We start from the raw sequence: 21,266 nt of genomic DNA, 5'->3' as shown, positions 1-21,266 counted from the left end.
ATGGCGAATCTGCGCGTCGGCCTGATCGGGCTGGGAATGATGGGCCGGCACCATGCCCGGGTTCTTCGCGAGTTGCCCGGCGTCGATCTGGTGGCTGTGGCGGACGCCTATGGCGATCCGCACGGCGTGGCCGGGGGCCTGACGGTGCTGTCCTCGGTGGAGGAGCTTATTGCCCAGGGCCTGGACATGGCGGTCGCCGCCGTCCCCACGGGGATGCATGAGGAAGTTGGTCTGGCTCTGGCCGAGGCCGGCGTCCACACTCTCGTGGAGAAGCCGATTGCCGAAAGTGCCGCGGCGGGCCAACGTCTCGTGGATGCTTTCGATGCCAAAAATCTCGTTGGGGCTGTGGGCCACATCGAGCGGTTTAATCCTGCGCTGCAGTCGCTGCGGAAGAGGATTGAAGCTGGCGAGCTCGGTGAGGTTTACCAGATTGCCACACGCCGGCAGGGTCCCTTCCCGTCGCGCATCGCCGACGTCGGGGTTGTGAAGGACCTGGGCACGCACGATATCGACCTGACCGCCTGGCTCGCCCAGAGCCGCTTCGAGTCGATCTTCGCCCATGTCACCACACGCAGCGGCCGCCCGCATGAAGACATGGTGGCGGCGACAGGGCAGTTGGAAAGCGGCGTCATCACCAATCACCTGGTGAACTGGCTCTCCCCCATGAAAGAGCGCCTGGTAATCGTCACCGGCGAAAAGGGCGCTTTCGTGGCCGACACGGTCACGGCGGACCTGACGTTCTTCGAAAACGGCACCGTAGCCACGGAGTGGGACTCAATGGCCGCCTTCCGGGGTGTTTCCGAGGGCAACATGACCCGGCTTGCAATCGCCAAACCCGAACCGCTGCGCACGGAACACGAGGCCTTCCGCGACGCCGTCCTGGGGCTGCGCAATGACGTCGTGACCATGCGCGAAGGCCTGGACACGCTGTGCGTTGCCGAGGCCGTGCTGGAGTCCGCGCGCAGCGGGCAGATGGTCAAAGTCGACGTCTCATGACGGGCCGTCCCCGTTTGAGGGTCGCGGTCGCCACCCGGCTTTTCACGCCCGAAGTGGGGGCCGCTGCCTTTCGTCTCCAGGCCCTGGTAGACGGGCTGGTGGCGGCGGGGGCGGAAGTCCACGTCGTGACCACCCGCGCCCCCGGCGGGGCCTCGGCCGGCAGCGTCCCGTTCGGAATCAGCCGTTGGCCCGTATTACGGGACCGCGGCGGCAATGTCCGCGGCTATCTCCAGTACCTGAGCTTCGACATACCGGCCTTCTTCCGCCTGCTGGTTCAGGGTGCGGATGTAGTTGTCTCCGAACCGCCACCCACCACCGGACTGGTGGTGGCCCTCAGCAGCTGGCTCCGCCGCCGTCCGTTCGTGTACTACGCTGCGGACGTGTGGAGTGAAGCGCTGTCCGCAACCGACGTGCCCGGCGTCGTCATCGGCATAATGCGGCGTGTCGAAGGTTTCGTGCTGCGACGTGCCGCCTGCGTCATCGCCATTTCTGACGCCGTCGCCGAGCAAGTCGAGAAGTTCGGCGTGCCGGCGGAGCGGCTCCGTGTGGTGGCCAACGGGGTCGACACCTCGGTCTTCAACCCCAAGGGCGAGGCCGCGGCCAGTGACCGGCCTTATTTCGCCTACACCGGAACCATTTCAGAATGGCAGGGAGCCGACGTTTTTGTCCGCGCCCTGCCGATCGTGCAGGGGACATACCCCGACGCCGAGATCCGCTTTTTCGGGCAGGGCACGGATGAGCAGGCCCTCCGGGCGCTGGCGGCCGAGGTCGCTCCTGGAAGCGTGGTGTTCGGCGGAGTCGTTCCGCCCCGGCAGGCAGCGGACTGGCTTCGGGGAGCCGCAGCAGCACTCGTCAGCATCAAACCAGGCCAGGGCTATGACTTCGCCAAGCCGACCAAAATCTATGCGGCCGCAGGCTGCGGGACTCCGGTGATTTTTGCCGGGGCCGGCGAGGGGGCAGCAGTGGTGGCTGGAAACGGACTCGGCGAAGCCGTCGACCACGACCCCCATGCAGTGGCGGCGGCAATGATCGCCGCGCTCGAAACGGACGACTCCGGCCGTGGACACCGCTCGCAGTGGGTGGCGGACCACGCTTCCCTCGCGGCGGCAGGCCAGGCCGCGGCGGCCGTCATTGCCACGGTGGCGAGGACCCGCCGATGAAGATTCTTGTGGTTACCACCTGGTTCCCCAGCGCGGGCTCGCCGGCCCAGGCCCCCTTCAACCTGGAGCACTCGAAGGCGATCCAACTCCGGCACGACGTCCGGGTGCTGCATGTGCGGCTGGGCAGCAGGCTGCCCGCGGGCGCAGAATCATATGCCGGCCTGCCTGTGCGGCGGGTCTCCCTCGACCCCCGCCGGCCGTGGACGGCACTGTCTGTGCTCCGCATGCTGCTGCGGGAAAGCTCGACGGCGGATGTGCTGCACACGATGGCCTTTTCCTCGGCACTCGTAGCGGCCCTGCCAGCGGTCCTGCGACGGATCCCCTGGGTTCACTCGGAGCACTGGAGCGGTGTCACGAACCCGCGGAATGTCGCCGGGATGTGGCCACGTTTTGCCTGGTTGCGATGGGTCCTGCGTCTTCCCCACGCCGTGACCGGAGTGACTGCGGAACTCGTGGAGAAACTGCAGGCGTTCGCACGGCCACAGGCTGCCGTGCTGGTTCCCTGCGTCGTTGCCAACGAGCGCCCGCTGCAGCCGCTGCCCGCCGGGGAAGGGCTGCGCCTGGCCGCTGTTGGCGGGTTGGTTCCGGGAAAGCGCCCGCTGCTGGCCATCCGGACCGTGGCAGCGCTGAAGGAATCGGGCCACGACGTGCACCTCAGCTGGGTGGGGGAAGGACCCCTCCGGAGGGAGGCCGAAGAACTGATAGATCAATTGAAGCTCTGCGGGAACGTCACACTGGTCGGCGCGGTAGCACCGGCCGAAGTCTTCGCCTTCTTCGAACAGGCCCATCTATTCTTCCTCCCGACTGCGCATGAGAACTTCTTCACGTCGGCGGCCGAGGCCCTCTCCGCCGGCCGGCCCGTCGTCGTTCCACGAGTAGGGGGATTCACCGACTACGTGACACCAGCGAACGGCGTCCTGGTGAACAACGCTTCGCCGGAGTCCCTGGCGGCCGCGATCGTGGAGGCCCGCCGGACCTTTGCGGAGGTGGAGCCCTCCACCATCGCTGAGCCCATCCGGGCCAGATTCAGCCGAACCACTGTCGGCCGGCTCTTCGAGGACGTCTACGGCCGGGCGTTCGCCACCGCAGGACACACAGGACGGAGCCGGGGTGAATAACGGTGCAACCGGTGCAGCCCCGGCGGTGGACGTCGTCATCGCAGTGCACAGCAGCACCCGGCCCGTGGCAAGGGCGCTCGCCTCGATTGCGGCGGCCGGCCTGGAGTTGAACGCCCCGGAAGGAGTCCGGGCCACGGTCGTGTGCCACAACATCGCCAGGGACGAGATTTCCAGGAACGTTCCACCCGAGCTGGCTGCTGCCACCAGGTTCCTGGAACTCCGGGACGGGATTCCCAGCCCGGCCGGGCCGTTCAACTATGCGCTGCAGCAGGCCACGGCCGAATTCGTTTGCATTCTTGGCAGCGATGACTATCTTGAGCCTGGCGCTCTTCGCCAGTGGCTGGAGCTCGCTCGCAGCCACTCCTCCGCGATGGTCATCGCCCCGCAGCGACATGCCGGCGGGGCGCTGGTGCGGACTCCACCGGTCCGGGTCGGCAGGCGGTTCGATCTGGATCCGGTCAAGGACCGCCTGAGCTACCGCACCGCCCCACTGGGCCTCCTGCGACGCAGTGAAATTCAACGGCTCGGCCTTGAATTCAGCGCGGATCTGCGGACGGGGGAGGACCAGATATTCTCTGCCAAACTATGGTTCGGCGGCGGCCGGATCGACTACGCCCGGGGGGCCGGCAAATACGTAGTTGGCGCCGACGCGGAGGACCGGGTCACCGGTCAGCGACGGGAGATAGGCGAGTTGTTCGCCTTTGCCCTGGAATTGGTTGCCGACCCCTGGTTCGTGGCGCTTCCCCTGGCCCAGCGCCAGGCCCTGGTCACCAAGGTGCTCCGGGTGCACGTATTTGGCGTAATTCTCCCCCGCGCGGACCAAGGCGGCTGGACGGATGCGGAGCGCGAGGAACTCGCGCGCGTGGCCGGTACGCTGCTGGCCGCGGCGCCGGGGGCGGATCGGCCTTTGTCCCTGGCGGACGCCCGGCTGCTCCGCAACATTCTTAGCCCTGGCCCGTTGGCCGAGATGTTGGCAGCGGCAGCATCGCGCCGCAGGTTCGGGCGGCCGCATACCCTGATCGCGTCGACCCCGGCGGCGCAGCTGCATCCAGAAGCGCCGCTGCGGTTCATGGCGGCGTCCGCGTTGCTTTAAAGCAGCAGGGGCGGCAACGGACTTTGTTTCGCCCGTTCCCGCCCCGGCAAGGTGCCGGCGCTTGCTACTTTCTGCCGGACACCGCGTTGAAGTTCAGCAGCGCGTCCACGATCTTCTCGGCGGCGTGCCCGTCGCCGTACGGGGCCGCGTCCGTGGGCTCGGGGGCGGGCCGCTTCACCGTGTCGGCCAGGATGGAGAGGTCCTCGCTCACGAGAACGTTCCACTGTGATTCGAGGGTCTCAACCCACTCTGTCTCGGGACGGATCGTCGTGCACGGCACCCGCAGCAGGAAGGCTTCCTTCTGGAGGCCTCCCGAGTCGGTGACAACGCCTGCACTGTTGAGGACGGCGTTGACCAGTTGCGGGTAGGCCAGCGGCGGGCATACCCGGATGCTTCCCTGCTCCAGCGTCAGTCCGTGACGTTCTGCCAGACTGACCAGGCGAGGATGGGCGAGCAGGAGGACAGGACGGTCCAGGGAGGCCAGGGACGCCAGGATTGACCGGAGACGGGACGGTGAGTCCGTGTTGTCAGGCCGGTGGATCGTGCTGACGTAGTATCCCTGCGGGGCCACGTCGAGGGGGAGTGGCTCCTTCCGGCTCTCCAGCAGGGCACGGACCTGGTAAAGGACGTCGGTCATGACGTCGCCGACGAGGACGGTCTTGGCGGCGAGGCCCTCGTTGGCCAAGTGGTCAACGGCCACGTGCGTGGGGGCCAACAGCAGGTCCGCGGCGTGGTCGGTCAGGACGCGGTTGTGTTCTTCGGGCATGCGACGGTTAAATGAACGCAGCCCCGCCTCGAGGTGAGCCAGGGGAATATGCATCTTGACCGCGGCTATGGCAGCGGCCAAGGTAGAATTCGTGTCGCCGTATACCAGGACGCAGTCTGGTTTGGCCTCTTCCAGGATCTCCTCGAGGCCTCCGAGCATGGCCCCCGTCTGTGCGCCGTGCTTGCCGGACCCCACGCCGAGGTTGAAATCGGGCGCTGGAATACCCAGGTCACGGAAGAAAACATCGCTCATGAGTTCGTCATAGTGCTGGCCGGTATGGGCAATCAGGTGCTCCGCCCGGCCGGTGATAGCTGACGCGATCGGCGCGAGCTTTACAAACTGTGGTCTTGCGCCGACGACGCTGAGAATACGCATACTCCCAGCTTATGCGATAGCCGCCCCCCGCCACGGCGGCTGTGACCCCGCGCACCCGTCGGTACCGGGCGCAGCATGGTTAGCAGGCGTTGACCTTGAACAATTTGGCCGCGCCCTGATGGTCCACGAGTTCAACCTTTGCCCCCGGGGTCGCCAGCACGTTGTCGAACGCGGGATATGCCTGAGCCTCCACGAAGTTGAGGATGTAGAAGCGGCCGAAGTCGAGGATGTAGCGCACGTGCTCTTTCTCCGCGAGCTGGCAGGTTTCAGCTCCCCTTTGCGACGTCGTTAGGTCCATCGCAATCTTGCGAAGATCGGCGTCGGGCCCCGGCGAAAGGTGGTACTGGGTGACGCGGCGACCAGATATGGCGAAGGCCAGCGGCCCGCCGTTGAACGGGTTGACGCCGATAACTGCATCCTTCGGGACAGTCGAATCGAGTCGGGACATCAGGGCGAATTCATCACTGGATACAGCCCAGCCCGGGGCAAAGGAATATGAGTTGCTGATCTTGGTCGACACTGCGGTCAGCCCGGGGCTATGGACGCGATCCACCAGGGTGGAGAGTACGAGCGCAAGAATCGCAGCTGCTGCGACGGCGTACAGGCTCCCGGATCCCCTGAACTCAGGGAGGCCAAGCCGTCGGCCGGCGCCACGTTTCGCGCCGATGCGCCGGAGCCATCCCCTGACCGCGGACACCAGGCCGTCAGCACCCACGCTGGCAAGGACAATCATGAACAACGGCACCAAGGCCGCGAGCCGGTACGGATCCTGGTACCAGCTGCCGATCGTGAAATGCCGGAAGCGGCCCTGATACATGACGACGGCGACGACGTAGAGGGCAGCGGCAATGAGTGCGCAGGCAATAATCCAGCCGCCTCTCCGCCGCCAGATGATGGTGATGATGCCGACCAGGGCCGCCACCGATGCGACCATTGTGTCGCCGCCGCCGAGGAGTGTGCCCGTAGCGACGTCGCCCATGGCCTGCTCCAGGGTCCGGCTGGGTTGCCAGCTGTCGAAGTTCAGGAGCAATGCCTGCCAGACGATAAGGAAAGCGGTAGCCGCCGCCAGACCCCAAAGGACTGTCAGCCCGATTGCCCTATTGCCGGCTGTGGAGCGGATGCGGGCACGCATCTGGGAGAACCACGCGGCGGCAATGAGCGGGACGGAGAACGCCAGGAGTGCCGTGACACCGTTGGGCTGCGAAAGGAACAACGCCGCAACCGCGATTGCCAGGAAGGACCAGAGGCTGACGTCGTCCAGGAATCTTTCGCGCCCGGCTCGGAACAGCCCCACAAGGATGAGCAGCGCCAGAGGCAGCAAGCTGTAGGCAAGGGTATTGGGATAGAGCGGGCCCCACTGGAGCAATTGGAAAGGGAACATCCAGAAGCCGCCACTGAGGGCACCGGCAACCACAAGCGGCAGGACGCGGGGACCGACGATGCCGCGGACCAGCATGATGCAGGCGAAGGGCCACAGGAGCGCGCTCACCGCTACGACCACGGCGTTCTCGCTGACGAAGACGTCGTTGTTGGTCACCTGGGCCACGAGGGCAGCCAGCGAGTGCCATACGGACGGGTAGATGGCAATCCCGGAATCCGGGCTGAGCATCCGTCCCAACGTCAGGGACGAGGCATTGCCGGTTTCGAGGATGTACCGGATCGCATTGAGGTGAAAGATATTGTCGTACACCTGCGCGAAGTTCCCGGGCTTGCCGATGGCAGGGAGCAGACGGTTGAGAATAAGGGTGGAGCCCGCCACCATGCCGCCCAGGATTGCCGCCCATTGGACGGAGGGCGCCACCGAGGCTGGAGCGACTGCGGCAACCCGTCCTTTTAAGGATCTCCGTAACAGGAATGCCAGGCCCGTGCAGATTGCTGTCACGAGCAGATAGCTTAGGAGCCCCCAGTCCAGCCGGAGCAGTCCTCCCACCACACCCGCGAGCCCTATGAGTCCGCAGGAGGCCAAGGGGGACATTGCCGCGGAGGCAAAGCCCTTGGCGCCCAGCGCCCTCGCGAGCATCAACCCGGGGAGAAACATCAAGAGTGCGGCCACGGCGATAGCGGGAAACGCCTGCCACCAGTTCATTAATGCTCCTGCTCGTCCGAATTATCGACTCGAGTCTAGCAAGCGAGACTGGTGACCTTGCGCCGGTGATCCTCCAGCAACGGCCCCGATGGCGCGGGTTCCGTTATCAGAGTGCGGAGACCGGTGCTGTGAAAACGCCAGTCGCGGCACGCAGTCTCTCGCTGAAGTAGTGGCGGAGCGTTGAATCGCGGGACAGGGAGTCCTGCAGCCGTGGTGTAAGCAATGCCCCCCTGCGTCCGGAGCTCCGGTAATCTGCCGCCAGCGCGCGCAACTGCCGAAGCTCACCGGCCGCGCCCGCGGCCTTGATGAGGGCGACGTCACGACGGCTGATACTTGGAATGGAACCGCCGGCAAACGCCAGGACCCTGTCGGCCACGGCGCGCCAGTAGAGTCTTTCGTCGGGATCCCACAGCGGGGGCCGGCCGGGGGAGTCTGGGGCGTCAGCGCGCCTGAGCAGGGCCCCGATGCCGTGCACCCTCAGGATCTTGTGCGCGATGGCGCGCCTTTCCGGCGTCGATGCCCCCTGCAGCCAGTCCGTATCAAGCAGGTGTTCCAGCCACGCGAACTCCTGTCTTAGCGGCCGGATTGAGCTGGTCACGCGGGCCGGACCCGAATCATCCGTCTGGCGGTACGCGGGCGCGCCGTACGGATAGCAAATGGCACCGGAACGGAACCACAGCCGCAGCGTCGGCTCAATGTCTTCGCCGGTAAGGATACCCTCGGTGTAGCCGAACCCCAGTGCGAGCAGGCTCTCTCGGCGTAGCAGGCCGTAGGGCACGCTGCGGTACGCCAGCCCGTCCCGGAGGGGGTGAAGGATCCTGGGCTTTGACGGTCGAATTCGTGGGGACTGAAGAATGTTGCCCGACGGGGTCCGTAACGGTGCGATCACTGCAGCGGCGGCACGCTTCTCGGCCACTTGCCACCACGACAGCAGCGACCCGGGTTCCAGATAGTCGTCCGAGTCGAGGAAGCTCATGTAGGTCGCACTGCTGCGGGCCAGGGCGTAGTTGCGGGGGCCGGCCGGTGACGCCACGCCGTCGGTGTGGGCGAGATAGGTGACACCGGCGACACCGGAAGGAAATCCGGGCTGAGTCAGGCCGTCCGCCGGAAGGTTGTGGAGCACGACCGTCACGTTCAAGTCGACGCCGCGGGTGGCCAGCGCGGAGCGCTGCCCAGTGACGGACGCTATTGCACGCGTTATCGGCCGCGCTGGATCATGGATCGGGATGACGACTTCGATGCTTTGGCGCATGGACTAAGCACTCCTGAACGAGGTTATTTGGGGAGTCCCGCGATAACCTTACTGGGTGCAAAACGAAACTCGGGATTCATCGGCGCCGGCTCAGATCTTGCATGCGCCGTCCCCCGGGAGCCGTCGGGACAAGGCGGCAGGGATGAGGGCCGATCCTCATGTACTTCAATTCAACGATTGCGCTTTCGTGGCCCGGACTATGGTCCGGGCGGCCGGCCGGGCAGGTAAGAAGTGGGACTATTTGCCGCCCGAACTTGTGCGTCCCCTGACGCCTGCGCCGGCAAACCCGGTCCTGGCCCGGGCGGGCTTTGTCCCGTTTCTCGCCCGTAGGGCCGCAAAGCTCTGGCAGGCGGACGTCGTCCATGTCCACTACGCCACCAGTGCGCGGTTGCTCCGGGAACGGGGTATGCCGAGGCGTCCATACGCCCTGACGTTGCATGGAACCGACATTCGCAAACAGTGGACCGATCCTGCCTTCCACGATGAGATCCAGCGGGCTATCGACGGCGCCGTGCACGTCTTTTACGCGAACAATGACACCGCCGAAAACGCGTTGGCGGCACGCCCCGATGCCGAATTTCTGCCTGCATTGGTTGACGCAGCCAGTCTCCCGGCCTGGCGGCCGGACGCCCGGCCGACCATTCTCTTTGTCTCGCGCTGGGACGAGGACAAGGGGGTGGAGCGGCAGTTGAGCCTGGCTCGCCGGCTTCGGCGCGCGGTCGCTCCGGAAGTGCGAATTCTCGGACTGAACTGGGGGCCGGGGGCGGGGCGGGCGGCTGAGGCGGGCGTGACGTTGCTGGAGCGCATGTCGCAAGAGGAATACCACCGCGTTATGTCCGGGGCCCATGTCTGCGTCGGTCAGGCGACCAACAATTTCGCCACCAGCGAGTTCGAGGCCCTGTGCATGGGCGTGCCGCTCGCCGCCGTCGGGGCGCGCCTGGCGCGGCCGGACGACGGCTCGACGCCCCCGGTTCTGGAGGGAACGGAGGACGATGTGGTGGCACAGGTCCTCGAGGCGCTCAAGGACCCACCGGCTGCCGCGCGTACGCTGGGCGGGTCCACCTGGGCCCTGCCCAGATATGACGCGGCGGCGTACGTGGACCGCCTGGAGGATCTCTACCGGAGAATCGCCGGCCGGTAGGGGACTGGCCGGCGATTCCCGGAGGCGACCGGGCCGCCTACAGCGCGCGTGCCTCCGGGCGCGCCGCCTCACCTGCGGCGGGGGCGCCGCCGTCAAGAGTGTGAAGGCCCGCGAGAGCAGCCTGCTGGGCGAAGTCCGGATTGATGCGGATGACCTCGTCGAAAATCCCCTGCGAAACGATAGTGCCGTCCTTCATGAAGCAGATCTGGTCGTTGTGCCGGATCGTGGAGAGACGGTGAGCCACGGAGATTACGGTGATCTCCCCGTGCAGTTCGCTAATTGCATTAGCGACTGCAGCCTCAGTGGACGTGTCCAGCGCACTGGTAGCCTCGTCGAGCACCAGGACCAGGGGATCCATGTACAGGGCACGGGCAATGCCCAGGCGCTGGCGTTGTCCGCCTGACAGGGCCAGCCCCCGCTCGCCGACCCGGCCATTGATTCCACCCGCGCGGGTATTGACGGTGTCGAGGAGCTGGGCGCGTTCCAGCGCGCTTCGGACTTTGGCCTCGTCAATGTCGCCGCCCCAGCTCAGGGCCACATTCTGGGCGACGGTGCCGTCGAAGATCGCTACATCCTGGGGCACATAGCCCACACGCTTGCGCCAATCGGAAAGCACGTCCTCGAGCGGCACGCCGTCGAGGGTCATGGTGCCTTTCGATGGGGTCAACAAGCCCAGGAAGATGTCGATGAGGGTGGACTTGCCAGCACCCGATTGCCCCACGATTCCCACTGACGAGCCGATGGGCAGCCTGAGGCTGATATTGGTGACCGCCGGCCCCTCTGCCCCCGGATAGGTGAATTCAACGTCCTTCAGTTCGAGCATTTTCGGCTCGTTGGTGATGGGGGTCTTGCCCAACTTCTCGGCGTTCTCCCGGAAGACGGCCGCTTCCTTGATATCTCGCATCACGATCTCGGTGTAGGGAAGAGTCGACTGGATCAGGGTTATCTGACCTTGGACCGTGGTCAGTGCCGGCACCAGCTTGAAGCCCGCCAGACCGAAGATCGCGACAGATGACATCGCAGTTTCTATGCCGCCAATCATGTAGCCCACCGCACCAATCAGCAGGAAGCCGCCGATCAGGGCCATGTCGATCACGAACTTGGGGACCGAACTGATGAACCTGATGTTCGACCGTGAACGGGCCGCACGTTCCCGGCTGTGCAGGACGATGCCGCCTACTTCTTCCGCCTTGTCGCGGAGGGTGATTTCCTTGAGTGCCCCGAGCATTTCAGACACCAGAGTGGACATGCGCTGCGCGGCGTCGCGGTTGACCTTTCCTGCCTCATAAGACTTCTTTGAGAGCCACAAGTAAAGGAACGCCGCGATGATCCCGAGATAAAGGACAGTGGACAAAGCGGTCTGCCAGGATGCAGCGACCAGCACCACGAGCACCGATGCGAAAGTCAGCGCCTGGGCCGGCAGCGTGACAGCCGGGAACAGCACACCCGATACGGTGTTGGCGATTCCGACGTCGATCATCCGGACGAGCTCAGTGGTGGACCGCTTCATCCGTTCCGTCCACGGAGCACGGATGTAGCTCTGGAACAGAATGGAGCCAATCTCAAGTTCGTAGTCGGCAAACCGGCGGGTGGACACCCATTGAAGCCAGATGCTGAGCACGGACTTCAGGATCATGACCATGGCCGAGGAGACGAGGATCAAGAGACTCGTCTCCTGAGTGACCGTTCCAATAACAGGCAGTGTCATCGTCCCGCCCTTGAGAATCTGGTTCAATACCAAAGCAAAGACGCCCAGCGCCGCCGAGTCGAGGAGCGAAAGAACGGCCGAGAGCACGCCAAAGAGGGTGAGGAAGCGCCTCGCATTGTCGGGGAGAAGAGGCAGCAGCTCGCGCATCGTGCGGCGCAGTTGTTTCAAGGAGTACTCCAAAGCGGCGGGGAAGAATCCTTTCCATACTACGCGGGGTGCTGTCTGGGCCCCTTTTGCCGGCGCCGGACGGATGAACGCCCAGCGGCCCAAATCGACGGTGATGACTGTGGAATACTTGATGGGTGAGTCGCACTTGGATAGTCATACCTATGTACAACGAGGCCTCCGTCGTTGGCGGGGTGATCGACGGAATCCGCCAAGAATTTCCGAATGTCGTGTGCGTCGACGACGGAAGCAGCGACGGCTCGCAGGATGTGGCCAGGAAAGCTGGCGCTGTGGTCGTCCAACACCCGGTCAACTTGGGCCAGGGGGCGGCACTTCAGACAGGCTTCGAGTATGCGCTCCAGGATCCTGAACTTGACTGCATCGTAACGTTCGACGCCGATGGTCAACACCGGGTTGAGGACGCCAAAGCAATGGCTGACCGTGTGCGGACAGGCGAAGCCGACCTGGTTCTGGGCTCACGGTTCTTGGACGGCCGGACGAAACTTTCCCCGGCAAAGCGTCTGGTGCTGCGGACCGCTGCGGTCCAGTCCCGGCTGGCGACCGGAATGGCGCTGACCGACGCCCACAATGGGTTGCGCGCCATTGGGCCGAACGTCGCCCGCAAGATCCACCTCACACAGAACAGGATGGCGCACGCCTCGGAGTTGATCCACCAGGTGTCCGAGATCAAGCCGCGCTGGGTGGAACACCCCGTGGAGATCATCTACACCGATTACTCAAAGGCAAAAGGCCAGTCCTTGCTGAACTCCGTCAACATCATCGCTGACCTTCTGTTTAGGTGAGAAATTGCAGATCATAGTCCAAATAGTCCTCGTCCTGGCCGTCATCGTCGTCTCCCTGGCGCTCATGCGGGGCGGTTCAAATGCCCGGCACCTCGCCATCCGCCGGATCATGCTGGTGATTTTCGCAGTGGTGGCGGCGTTGTCGATTTTCTTCCCGGAACTGCTGACCATGCTCGCCCGTTCCCTGGGCATTGGCCGCGGCACAGATCTTGTCCTCTACGGGCTGATCGTCAGCTTCATGGTTTTCATGGCCACAACCTACCAGCGCTTCCGGCACATGGAGACAACGCTCACCCAACTTTCCCGGCGGATCGCCATTGACGAAACCCCCCGCCCCTGGCTTAAGGATGCGCCGCAGACCACTTCGACCTTGTTCTCGGAACGGATGCGGGAGACCGAGTGACGGTTCTCAGGTCACGCCCGGAAGGTAGCACCGACGTCGCTTCGCTTCGCGACTATTCACTGGACATCCTGCGAATTCTCAGTATTTGCGGCGTCGTCGCGATCCACCTCTTCGGGTACGTTGTTGGGCACTCCGAGCGCGGGTCACGCAACTGGTGGCTGGGGGCAACCTTGGATATCCCCTTCATCTGGGTGGTTCCGGTTTTCGTGATGATCTCGGGCGCACTCCTGCTGGCGCCCCAAAACAGGGTCCTGGCGCCACGATCCTTTTACCGCAAGCGGGCGGTGCGGCTGCTGCCGGCACTTATCGTGTGGCACTTGATCTATCTGGTTGGAGTCCGCTGGCTGATGCGCGGGGAAGAGCTGGCGCCGGCCAGGGTGGTCCAGCTGCTCTTTGACGGCTCCGTCTTCACCCAGCTGTATTTCCTTTGGCTGATTCTGGGCCTTTACATGGTTGCTCCGCTCATCACGGTGTTCCTGCAGGACGGCGGCCCTCGGCGGGCCCAGACCCTTGCGGTCGTGCTGTTGGCCGCCACCGCGCTGGCCTATATGGCTCCTGGAATCGCAGCGGCGCTGGGCTTCGCCAGACCGATCAGCCTGAACATCTTCACTCACTGGCTGCCATACGTCGGCTATTTCGTGGCTGGCCGCGCGCTGAGGGACGTCAAGCTCAGCGGACTGTCCCTTGTCGCCGCCGTCGCGGCCGCACTTGGTTTGGCGGGACTGGTTCTGTGGCAGTACGGACACCCGGGGCAGGCAGGGTTGCTGAGCGTGGTCTCGCCGGTCAGCTACCTCTCGCTGACCGTCATGATGTTGGCCATTGCGGTATTCCTCTCGGCCAAGTCCATTTTCAGCCGCGTCACCCCTGCACCCGCGACCGGCCGGATGCTGGTCACCCTCTCCGGAGCTTCCTTCGGCGTATTCCTCATCCACCTGCTGGTCTTCGAGGTCATCAGGCTCAACGTCCCGGCGGTCTTCGACGGCAAGTCCATCGCGGCGGCCATCGCAAGCTTCGCGGCTACCCTCACCGTAAGCTTTTCCGTCTCTGTCCTTGCAGGGCGGACTCCGTTCCTGCGGAACATTTTTTAGCGGCAGACATTCACGCCCGCGGCGCCGGCGGGACCCATCCTGGCGTGAAGGTTGGCCTCGCGGTCTGGAATGATGGAGGCATGACTGCCTTGCCCCGACTTCTCATCATTTCCTTCTCGCCGATCCGGTCTGACCCGCGCGTGCTCAAACAGGTGGGTCTCTTCAGCGGCAAGTATCACCTCATCACGTGCGGCTACGGGGCCGCGCCGGATGGCGTGGATGAACACCTCGCCTTGTCGGCCGACGCTATTGGCTGGCCTTCGGACAGGATCGGGCTGCTGGGCCGCCGCTACCGGCGCGCCTACGACCAAATGTCGGCGGTCCAGCAGGCGCGGAAGCTGCTGGCCGGCGTTCGCGTTGATGTCATCCTTGCCAATGACCTGAACACGCTGCCGTTGGCCTTGGAACTGGAACCGAAATACGGTGTCCATTCCGATCTCCATGAGTTTGCGCCCAAGGAAAAGGACGACGACCTCAAGTGGCGTCTGTTCGTCGCACCGTACATGCGGTGGCTCTGCCGCACGTACCTGTCCCGGGCCCGCTCCCTCACTACGGTCGCCCCTGGCATCGCGGCGCAGTACACCCGGGACTTCGGGGTCGCGGCGGATGTGGTCACCAACGCGGCGCCCTTTGCGGAAGGAACGCCGCGGCCTGTCGGCGGGACAATTAGGCTGATCCACAGTGCGGCGGGGCAGCGCTACCGGAAGCTGGAGAACCTCATTGAGGCAATGCGCAGCGCGCCGTCCGGGGTTGAGTTGGACATGATCGTGATGCCCAACGAACCGGATTACGTCGCCGAACTGAAGCAGGTAGCGGCTGACGTGCCCGCGGTGAAGTTCCGCGCTCCAGTGCCTTATGCGGAGCTGGTTCAGACCTTGAGCGAATATGACGTCTCGCTGGTGTTCCTTCCCCCGACGAATTTCAATATGGAGAACGCGTTGCCCAATAAGTTCTTCGAGGCGGTCCAGGCGCGCCTGGGAGTGGTGGTGGGACCCTCACCGTCGATGGTGGAAATCGTCAACCAGTACGGTTTTGGCACCGTCACCCCGGACTTCTCTCCGACGGCACTGGCAACCACGATCCGGTCGTTGACCCCCGAGCAGATCATGGAGTGGAAGCGGGCGGCGGACCGCGCCGCCAAGCCGCTGGCAGCGGAAACCCAGCTAGGGATCTGGGAAGCAGCGATCCGCGCCCTGCTGCCTGCCTCCGATTCTGCGGTGTCCTGAGTGTTGCTCCAGGAGAACTGACCGCGGCGGGGCTCTCGATCGCGGCGCTCCGGTAGGCTTGAGGCGCTTTGCTGATCGGCAGCAGGAACAAGAGGAAGTGCCCTTCATTGGACTCTGGCAACGCAGTGCGGTCCGTCGTCGCACGTTGGTGGACGGTGGCCGTCGTAGGCCTCGTGGCTTTTCTGTTTCGGCTCCTGCCGCTGACGAACTCCAACACTTTGGGGGGATTTCGCGGGTATGACGACGGAGTCCACTACGCGTCCGGCGCGTATCTGATTTCCGGGGCGCTCCCGTATCGCGATTTTGTGCTGGTACATCCCCCGGGCATAAGCGTGCTCATGGCGCCTTTTGCCTGGATTGGCGACATGACCTCTGATCGCTGGGGGATTGGGCTCGCGCGGATTCTTTTTGTAGTCATCGGGACGTCCAGCGCGATGATTGTCGCATCACTGCTGAGATCCCGCGGAGCCTCCGCAAGCCTTATCGGTGGCGGCCTTTACGCGGTGTGGGTGGCGGCCAACATTGCCGAGCGATCGATAATGCTTTCGGCGCTGTTGAACGTGTGTCTCCTCCTTGGCCTACTGTTCCTGCGCAAATACAACGGTGACCGCAGGGCGCGCTGGCCCCTTCTGGCCGGGGCCATGCTGGGGCTGGCGCTGACCTTCAAGCTCTGGGCCGTCATTTCGATACTTGTCGTGGCAGTCTTCGTTGCGGTGCGCTTCGGCCGTCGTGAATTGCTGACGTTCTTGGGCGGGACGGCTTCCGTAGCCGTGGTGGTGGTCGGCCCGTTCCTCCTTGCGGCGCCGCAGGCGATGTTCCAGGACGTCGTCTTGGCACAGATAGGACGCACGGATGTGCGCAAGGGGATTGAGCTACGGCTTGAATATCTTGTGGGTTCGCCTGTGCCGCCGTTTGTGCTGTGGATTTTGGCAGCGCTGCTACTCATCGCCGTCCTGGCGCCCTGGGTGGCGGGTGCCGTTGATCGCAGGCCGTATTTCGCCAGCGACGATGCCTGGTGCTGGTCCCTTCTCGTCGTGGCGCAATCAACCGCGCTCCTGACGTCCGGCAGCTTCTTTGACCATTATTCGAATTTTGTGGCACCAGCGGTCGCGCTGACGTTGGGAGCCTTCGTTGGCTTGCTGGCTCGTCGTGCCGGCCGCTGGGTGGGGCAGTCCGGGCCGGGGATAGTCGCAGTTCTCGGAATGGCCGCTCTGGTGCCGGCAGGCATCGCGGGATTTTCGCTAAATCCTGCTCCGCTGCAGGATGTCAGCGAGACTGCGATTGCTGCGGCGGTGGCCAAACACCAGTGCGTCTGGGCTCCCTTCGCGTACATGTCCATTGTTTCTGATTCCCTGAGCCGCTCAGTCGCCAGGGGATGCGCTCCTTTAGTTGACTATTCGGGAGTAAAAATGATCATGGGCGGGCTAAAGGAGGGCAATGCGCTCGATGTTCTTCGCGCGACTGATAATGGGGAAGTGACGAAGCTGGCGGCGGCGGACGCTGCCGTCATTGGCGCCCCTCACTCCCGATACCTGATAACTAAGCGCATGGATGATGTCCTGCGTTCAAAATTCAGGCTAACCACACGGAGCAGCAACATGGAGGTATGGGTACGCCGCTGATCGTGGTCCGGCGGCCCCGGACCGACAGGGACGACTGTCAGTAGGCCGAGGTCGCAGTGGAGACCACGGTCGACGACGGCACGGTTCCTGCTGTGGTGCGCGTGGCCCACTTGCTCCCCGCGACTATGGGGTAGTAGCTGAGCTGTCCGTTCTCAAGGAGTGCCATGATCCCCCTGGAACCGGCACCGGCAAAGCCTGAGGTGCTGGAGAACTGCCTGAAGTACTGCCACGATGAGCCAATGGTTGTTCGCGTCTCGGAGATAAAGCCGCTCTGGCCATTGGAGCGGTAGAGCCGCATGGCGCCGAGAGAATTGACGGCAAGCAGATCCTGGTTGCCGTCGCCGTCGAAGTCGGTCATGGCGATCTTCAGGCCACCCCAGCTCACGCCGATTTTCACCGGGGCGCTGAGGGCCCGACCGGAAATATTGGCCCAGTAATACAGGGCGCCGTCCGTTCCGTAGCCGACGAGCCCCGGATAGCTGCTCGACTTCACCCACCGTCCGGTGACGAAAGCCGTCTGGGCGAAGCCACTGCTGGCGAGGACGACCGGGCCGGTGAATCCGCCGGTCTTGGCACCGAAGTATACGCTCAGGGCACCCGAGGACCACTGGGCCAGCACATCGGGAACACCGTCCTTGTTCCAGTCGAGAACGTTGAGGGTCTTAGCGGTGGACCAGCCGGTGCCGATTGGGTACGGCGTGTTGAAGCCGCCGGTTCCGCTGGCCGGGTGTGCCCACAACTTGCCCGCGGAGTCGACCCGCACGATGTCGGACGGTGAGGAAAGGGGCTGCTGGCGGATGATGGTGGGGCTGCCTGCTATGAAAATCGTGTTCCATCCCGTCGCCAGGCCCTTCTTGGGTCCCAGGACGCCCTTGGCCAGCGGGTAATAGCTGAGGGCACCAGTTACGTCACGGACCAGCAGGCCCGTGGACCCAGTGCCCGTGAAGCCACGGGCCGGACTGATGCTGTTCATAGCGGACCACCCGACGCCGAGCTGAGGTCGGGACTCGTTAATGAATGTTCCGGAGCCGTTGGAGCGCAATAGCGTCATCGCACCGACGTTGTCCACGGCGAGGAGGTCCTGGCTGCCGTCCCCGTCGGCGTCCAGCATGGTGACGTCCGTGCGGGCAAAAGTCGTACCGAGGGTTACCGGGGCTCCCAGGGCGCTGCCGCTGGCATGGCTGTAAAACGCCACGGCGCCGTCCGGTCGGCGGACAATCAATCCGGGATACCTGGAGCTCTTCAGCCATGGTCCAAAGGTGACGTCAGAACCGACCAGTCCCGAGAGCAGAACAGCGGGGCCGGAGAAGCCGCCGCTGGACAGGCCGGTGCGGAGGGTGAGCGCACCCGCGCTGGTTTGGACCGCCAGGTCCTGGATGCCGTCCGCATTCCAGTCGACAACATGCACGGAGGCTATTCCCGTGAAGCCTGCTCCAATCTTGATGGGACTGCCAAGGACTCCGGCGCCGGTCGGGCGTCGGTAGAGACTGCCGTCGGCGTAAGCACTTACGACGTCGGACGCGGCCTTAATGGAAGGGGTCCCCGCTGGTGGCGAGCTTGGAGGAGTGGGGGCCTGAGCGTTGATGTTTTCGCCGCCGGCGATCAGGAAACCGCCCCACGACGATCCAATGACCGTGGAGGCGCCCCAGCTGGAGTTCCCCGGAACGGGGTAGTACCGAAGATAACCGTCACGGGTGCGGGCCATGATGCCGGTAGCCGCGTAGCCCTTGAACGAGAAAGTCACTGTCACACTGGTCATCTGGTTCCATGAGGTTCCGACAGTCGGGCGCGTTTCAGCGACAAAGGAGCCCGAGCCGTTGGAACGATACTCGCGCATGGTCCCGGCAGAGTCTTGGGCGAGGATGTCCTGGTTGCCGTCGCCGTCAAAGTCGACCATGGTCAGATTCAGGTTGCTCCAGCCGCCGCCGATCTTGCTGCCGGCGCTCACGACTCCTCCGGAACTGTTGCGCCAGATGGCGAGGTTGCCGGCGTCGTCCCGGGTCAGGACCTGAGGGAAGTAACTGCTGCTCAGCCAGTACCCGATGGTGAGCTGGTAGCCGCCCCACCCGGAGGCCGCCAGCACGGGCCCCGCCGAGAAGCCGCCGCTAGCGACGCCGAGGTAGACATTGACCCGGCCGGAGGTCCATTGAGCTACCACGTCTAGGACCCCGTCGGCGTTCCAGTCGATCACGTTGATCGACCGGAGTCCCGTCCACCCTTGGCCGATCTGCTTCCGCGCACCAAGACTGCCGGTGCCGGTGGCCGGGTAGTCCCACAGGGCGCCGCCAGCATCAGCGGCCACGACGTCGCCGGTAGACATGATCGAAGGCTTCAGGACGACCCCGTCAGCAGTGGAGGCGAATTTTTGCAAGTTGGCGTAAGTGCCGTTCCAAGCGTTCGAGTCACCGGCGAAGGGGCCCGTGCTGCTGTACTGCCAGACGCTGTAGGTTCCCCAGCCGTTCGGCACGTTGCCGACGTACGTCGAGTAGGACGCCAGGTGAAGCGGTTGGCTCCCGAAGGCCCCCGAGTTGCCGGTGCACTGGGACCACCAGCCCGCAGTGGTGTAGATCATGGGCAAGCGGCCGGTTCGGGCCAGTATGCGGTTGGAGAAGTCCCTAATCCAGCTGACCATGGCGGCGGCACTCATGTTGTAGCAGGTGTTGCCGAGAGTGCTGTACGGGTTGTATTCGATGTCCAGCAGCGGCGGCATGGTTTTTCCGTCGGGACTCCAGCCGCCGCCGCTGGTGATGAAGTAGTCCGCCTGCGCGGCGCCGGTGGAGACGGACGGAAGCGCGAAGTGATAGGCGCCGCGCATGAGGCCCGCGTTTAGGGAACCGGAGTACTGGGCTGCAAAAGTGGGGCTGCGGTAGCTGAGGCCCTCGGAGGCTTTCACGTATGCGAAGCGGGCGCCCATGGAGTACTGCGCCGGCCAATTCACCGTAGGCTGGTAGCCGCTCACGTCCAGGCCTTGAACGCCGGGGGCCTGCCAGGTGCTTTCGATCTGCAGGGACTCCGCAACGGCTGAAGAACCGCCGGACCGGGGGGAGCCGGCCAGCCGCGTTTTCAGGCCTTGGCCCATGTACGCGCCGTTTGCTCCGATGGCAGCGTTGAGCGCCTTCATATCGATGGCTCCCGGAGCGGTATCCGTTACTGCCTGCGTCGTCGTTGCCATCGGGACGGGGCTGGGTGGCGGCGTGGATTCAGTCGTCGACACACTGCGGGCTGCGGGTTTTGGGCTTGCAGTTGCGGGGGCCGGGGCAGTTGGTGAAGCTGACGGCTCCGGTGCGAGAGGCCAAGCCTGCGCTGGAAGGCCGAGCGCCGATATCGCGGTGACGACCACGACTGCCACCGTCTTGAGCCGCGAAGTGGGTCGTATTGACAAGGTCGTGTTCGGCTTCATGTGTCTCTCCGGAGCCCTAACGTGCTCCGCAAAACACGCTACCTAGTTCATCATGACCGGTCATCCGCGAATCGGAAGCCGATACGTCAATTCGTTGGTCTTGACGCCGAAACGATAGCACCGGATCGGCTGTGATACCAGAGTGACCGATGGTGTCTCTGCTGTGAGAGTGACATGTGGGATGTAGATTTCTGTGGGCGGCTCGGCATTGCCCGGTGCGGATCGCCTGGTACTGGAGCAGATTCACTTGAAGGAAACTTTTGTGCCCAGCGCAGCTGTCCAGCTAATGGTCCCGCCCTGGAAGCGCTGGTAGCAGCCGCCGGCGGCCACGCCGCAGATCTCGTTCGTGACGGGGTAGCCGAGTTTGCCTTTTTCGTAGCCCAGGGTGCCCCAGGTTGTGCGGATCGCGCCCCAGGTGGCGTGGGCGCCGGTGCCGGGCGACCAGTGGATGGTTCCGCCCTTGAAGCGCTGGTAGCAGCCGCCGCCGGCCAGGCCGCAGATCTCGTTGCTGGTTGGGTAGCCGAGTTTGCCGTTTTCGTAGCCCAGGGTGCCCCAGGTTGTGCGGATGGCGCCCCAGGTGGCGTGGGCGCCGGTGCCGGAGGTGTAGTGGATGGTGCCGCCCTGGAAGCTCTGGTAGCAGCCGCCGCCGGCCACGCCGCAGATCTCGTTCGTGACGGGGTAGCCGAGTTTGCCTTTTTCGTAGCCCAGGGTGCCCCAGGTTGTGCGGATAGCGCCCCAGGTGGCGTGGGCGCCGGTGCCGGGCGACCAGTGGATGGTTCCGCCCTTGAAGCGCTGGTAGCAGCCGCCGCCGGCCAGGCCGCAGATCTCGTTGCTGGTTGGGTAGCCGAGTTTGCCGTTTTCGTA

16 protein-coding genes are annotated in these 21,266 nt (G+C 64.4%); 10 read left to right on the top strand and 6 right to left on the bottom strand.

Annotation, left to right across the window (positions count from 1 at the left end; translation table 11 throughout):
- The 4 genes from AC1DZV_RS13510 to AC1DZV_RS13495 are packed head-to-tail and all read left to right on the top strand — an operon-like array spanning position 1 to position 4,367.
- A complete protein-coding gene (locus AC1DZV_RS13510; RefSeq protein WP_476953898.1) occupies positions 1-996 on the top strand; it encodes a Gfo/Idh/MocA family oxidoreductase in 996 nt (331 codons plus the stop codon).
- Positions 993-2,156, top strand: a complete 1,164-nt coding sequence (locus tag AC1DZV_RS13505; RefSeq protein ID WP_476953897.1) for a glycosyltransferase family 4 protein — start codon at positions 993-995, stop codon at positions 2,154-2,156. The genes AC1DZV_RS13510 and AC1DZV_RS13505 overlap by 4 nt, the downstream gene beginning before the upstream one ends.
- A complete protein-coding gene (locus tag AC1DZV_RS13500) occupies positions 2,153-3,274 on the top strand; it encodes a glycosyltransferase family 4 protein (protein WP_476953896.1) in 1,122 nt (373 codons plus the stop codon). The genes AC1DZV_RS13505 and AC1DZV_RS13500 overlap by 4 nt, the downstream gene beginning before the upstream one ends.
- A complete protein-coding gene (locus AC1DZV_RS13495; RefSeq protein ID WP_476951068.1) occupies positions 3,267-4,367 on the top strand; it encodes a glycosyltransferase family protein in 1,101 nt (366 codons plus the stop codon). The genes AC1DZV_RS13500 and AC1DZV_RS13495 overlap by 8 nt, the downstream gene beginning before the upstream one ends.
- A 64-nt stretch (positions 4,368-4,431) precedes the next feature.
- On the opposite strand, the gene wecB is transcribed toward AC1DZV_RS13495, so the two are convergent.
- From wecB to AC1DZV_RS13480, 3 genes are all read right to left on the bottom strand, one after another.
- Positions 4,432-5,508, bottom strand: coding sequence for a non-hydrolyzing UDP-N-acetylglucosamine 2-epimerase (gene wecB / locus AC1DZV_RS13490; RefSeq protein WP_476951067.1), 1,077 nt, complete (start codon positions 5,506-5,508; stop codon positions 4,432-4,434).
- 79 nt (positions 5,509-5,587) lie between these two features.
- Positions 5,588-7,594: a DUF6541 family protein gene (locus AC1DZV_RS13485; protein WP_476953895.1), complete on the bottom strand. Its 2,007-nt coding sequence runs from the start codon at positions 7,592-7,594 to the stop codon at positions 5,588-5,590.
- A gap of 106 nt (positions 7,595-7,700) precedes the next feature.
- Complete coding sequence (locus tag AC1DZV_RS13480) at positions 7,701-8,846, bottom strand: glycosyltransferase (protein ID WP_476953894.1); 1,146 nt, start codon at positions 8,844-8,846, stop codon at positions 7,701-7,703.
- A 142-nt stretch (positions 8,847-8,988) separates the two neighbouring features.
- On the opposite strand from AC1DZV_RS13480, the gene AC1DZV_RS13475 reads away from it, so the two are divergent.
- Complete coding sequence (locus AC1DZV_RS13475; protein ID WP_476953893.1) at positions 8,989-9,987, top strand: glycosyltransferase; 999 nt, start codon at positions 8,989-8,991, stop codon at positions 9,985-9,987.
- A gap of 37 nt (positions 9,988-10,024) precedes the next feature.
- Here the strand turns inward: AC1DZV_RS13475 and AC1DZV_RS13470 are convergent, their stop codons facing one another.
- Positions 10,025-11,863: an ABC transporter ATP-binding protein gene (locus tag AC1DZV_RS13470; RefSeq protein WP_476951063.1), complete on the bottom strand. Its 1,839-nt coding sequence runs from the start codon at positions 11,861-11,863 to the stop codon at positions 10,025-10,027.
- Positions 11,864-12,024: 161 nt separating this feature from the next.
- On the opposite strand from AC1DZV_RS13470, the gene AC1DZV_RS13465 reads away from it, so the two are divergent.
- From AC1DZV_RS13465 to AC1DZV_RS13445, 5 genes are all read left to right on the top strand, one after another.
- Positions 12,025-12,663: a glycosyltransferase family 2 protein gene (locus tag AC1DZV_RS13465; RefSeq protein WP_476951062.1), complete on the top strand. Its 639-nt coding sequence runs from the start codon at positions 12,025-12,027 to the stop codon at positions 12,661-12,663.
- A 4-nt stretch (positions 12,664-12,667) separates the two neighbouring features.
- Entirely contained in the window at positions 12,668-13,066 is a 399-nt protein-coding gene (locus AC1DZV_RS13460) for a DUF2304 family protein (RefSeq protein ID WP_476951061.1), read from the top strand.
- On the top strand, positions 13,063-14,154 hold the full coding sequence (locus tag AC1DZV_RS13455) for an acyltransferase (RefSeq protein ID WP_476951060.1): 1,092 nt from the start codon (positions 13,063-13,065) through the stop codon (positions 14,152-14,154). Before AC1DZV_RS13460 ends, AC1DZV_RS13455 begins: the two co-directional genes overlap by 4 nt.
- A gap of 80 nt (positions 14,155-14,234) precedes the next feature.
- On the top strand, positions 14,235-15,380 hold the full coding sequence (locus tag AC1DZV_RS13450; protein ID WP_476951059.1) for a glycosyltransferase family protein: 1,146 nt from the start codon (positions 14,235-14,237) through the stop codon (positions 15,378-15,380).
- A gap of 173 nt (positions 15,381-15,553) precedes the next feature.
- Positions 15,554-17,002, top strand: coding sequence for a hypothetical protein (locus tag AC1DZV_RS13445; RefSeq protein ID WP_476951058.1), 1,449 nt, complete (start codon positions 15,554-15,556; stop codon positions 17,000-17,002).
- Positions 17,003-17,039: 37 nt separating this feature from the next.
- Here the strand turns inward: AC1DZV_RS13445 and AC1DZV_RS13440 are convergent, their stop codons facing one another.
- Both AC1DZV_RS13440 and AC1DZV_RS13435 read right to left on the bottom strand, forming a co-directional pair.
- Positions 17,040-20,174 carry a GH25 family lysozyme gene (locus AC1DZV_RS13440; protein ID WP_476953892.1) on the bottom strand — a complete coding sequence of 1,045 codons (3,135 nt, stop codon included), beginning with the start codon at positions 20,172-20,174 and terminating at the stop codon, positions 17,040-17,042.
- A 471-nt stretch (positions 20,175-20,645) separates the two neighbouring features.
- A partial coding sequence (locus AC1DZV_RS13435) for an LGFP repeat-containing protein (RefSeq protein ID WP_476953891.1) occupies positions 20,646-21,266 on the bottom strand: 621 nt, incomplete at its 5' end.

This window comes from Arthrobacter sp. P1_D12 (assembly GCF_056406175.1).
Note: the sequence above shows the minus strand (reverse complement) of the source record. Positions and strands in the feature narration are given on the sequence as shown.

Excerpts from the sequence above, each read along its gene's own strand:
- AC1DZV_RS13465 (WP_476951062.1), top strand. The coding sequence starts at position 12,025 with ATGTACAACGAGGCCTCCGTCGTTGGCGGGGTGATCGACGGAATCCGC.
- AC1DZV_RS13480 (WP_476953894.1), bottom strand. The coding sequence starts at position 8,846 with ATGCGCCAAAGCATCGAAGTCGTCATCCCGATCCATGATCCAGCGCGG.
- AC1DZV_RS13475 (WP_476953893.1), top strand. The coding sequence starts at position 8,989 with ATGAGGGCCGATCCTCATGTACTTCAATTCAACGATTGCGCTTTCGTG.
- wecB (WP_476951067.1), bottom strand. The coding sequence starts at position 5,508 with ATGCGTATTCTCAGCGTCGTCGGCGCAAGACCACAGTTTGTAAAGCTC.
- AC1DZV_RS13450 (WP_476951059.1), top strand. The coding sequence starts at position 14,235 with ATGACTGCCTTGCCCCGACTTCTCATCATTTCCTTCTCGCCGATCCGG.
- AC1DZV_RS13505 (WP_476953897.1), top strand. The coding sequence starts at position 993 with ATGACGGGCCGTCCCCGTTTGAGGGTCGCGGTCGCCACCCGGCTTTTC.
- AC1DZV_RS13485 (WP_476953895.1), bottom strand. The coding sequence starts at position 7,594 with ATGAACTGGTGGCAGGCGTTTCCCGCTATCGCCGTGGCCGCACTCTTG.
- AC1DZV_RS13500 (WP_476953896.1), top strand. The coding sequence starts at position 2,153 with ATGAAGATTCTTGTGGTTACCACCTGGTTCCCCAGCGCGGGCTCGCCG.
- AC1DZV_RS13440 (WP_476953892.1), bottom strand. The coding sequence starts at position 20,174 with ATGGCAACGACGACGCAGGCAGTAACGGATACCGCTCCGGGAGCCATC.
- AC1DZV_RS13510 (WP_476953898.1), top strand. The coding sequence starts at position 1 with ATGGCGAATCTGCGCGTCGGCCTGATCGGGCTGGGAATGATGGGCCGG.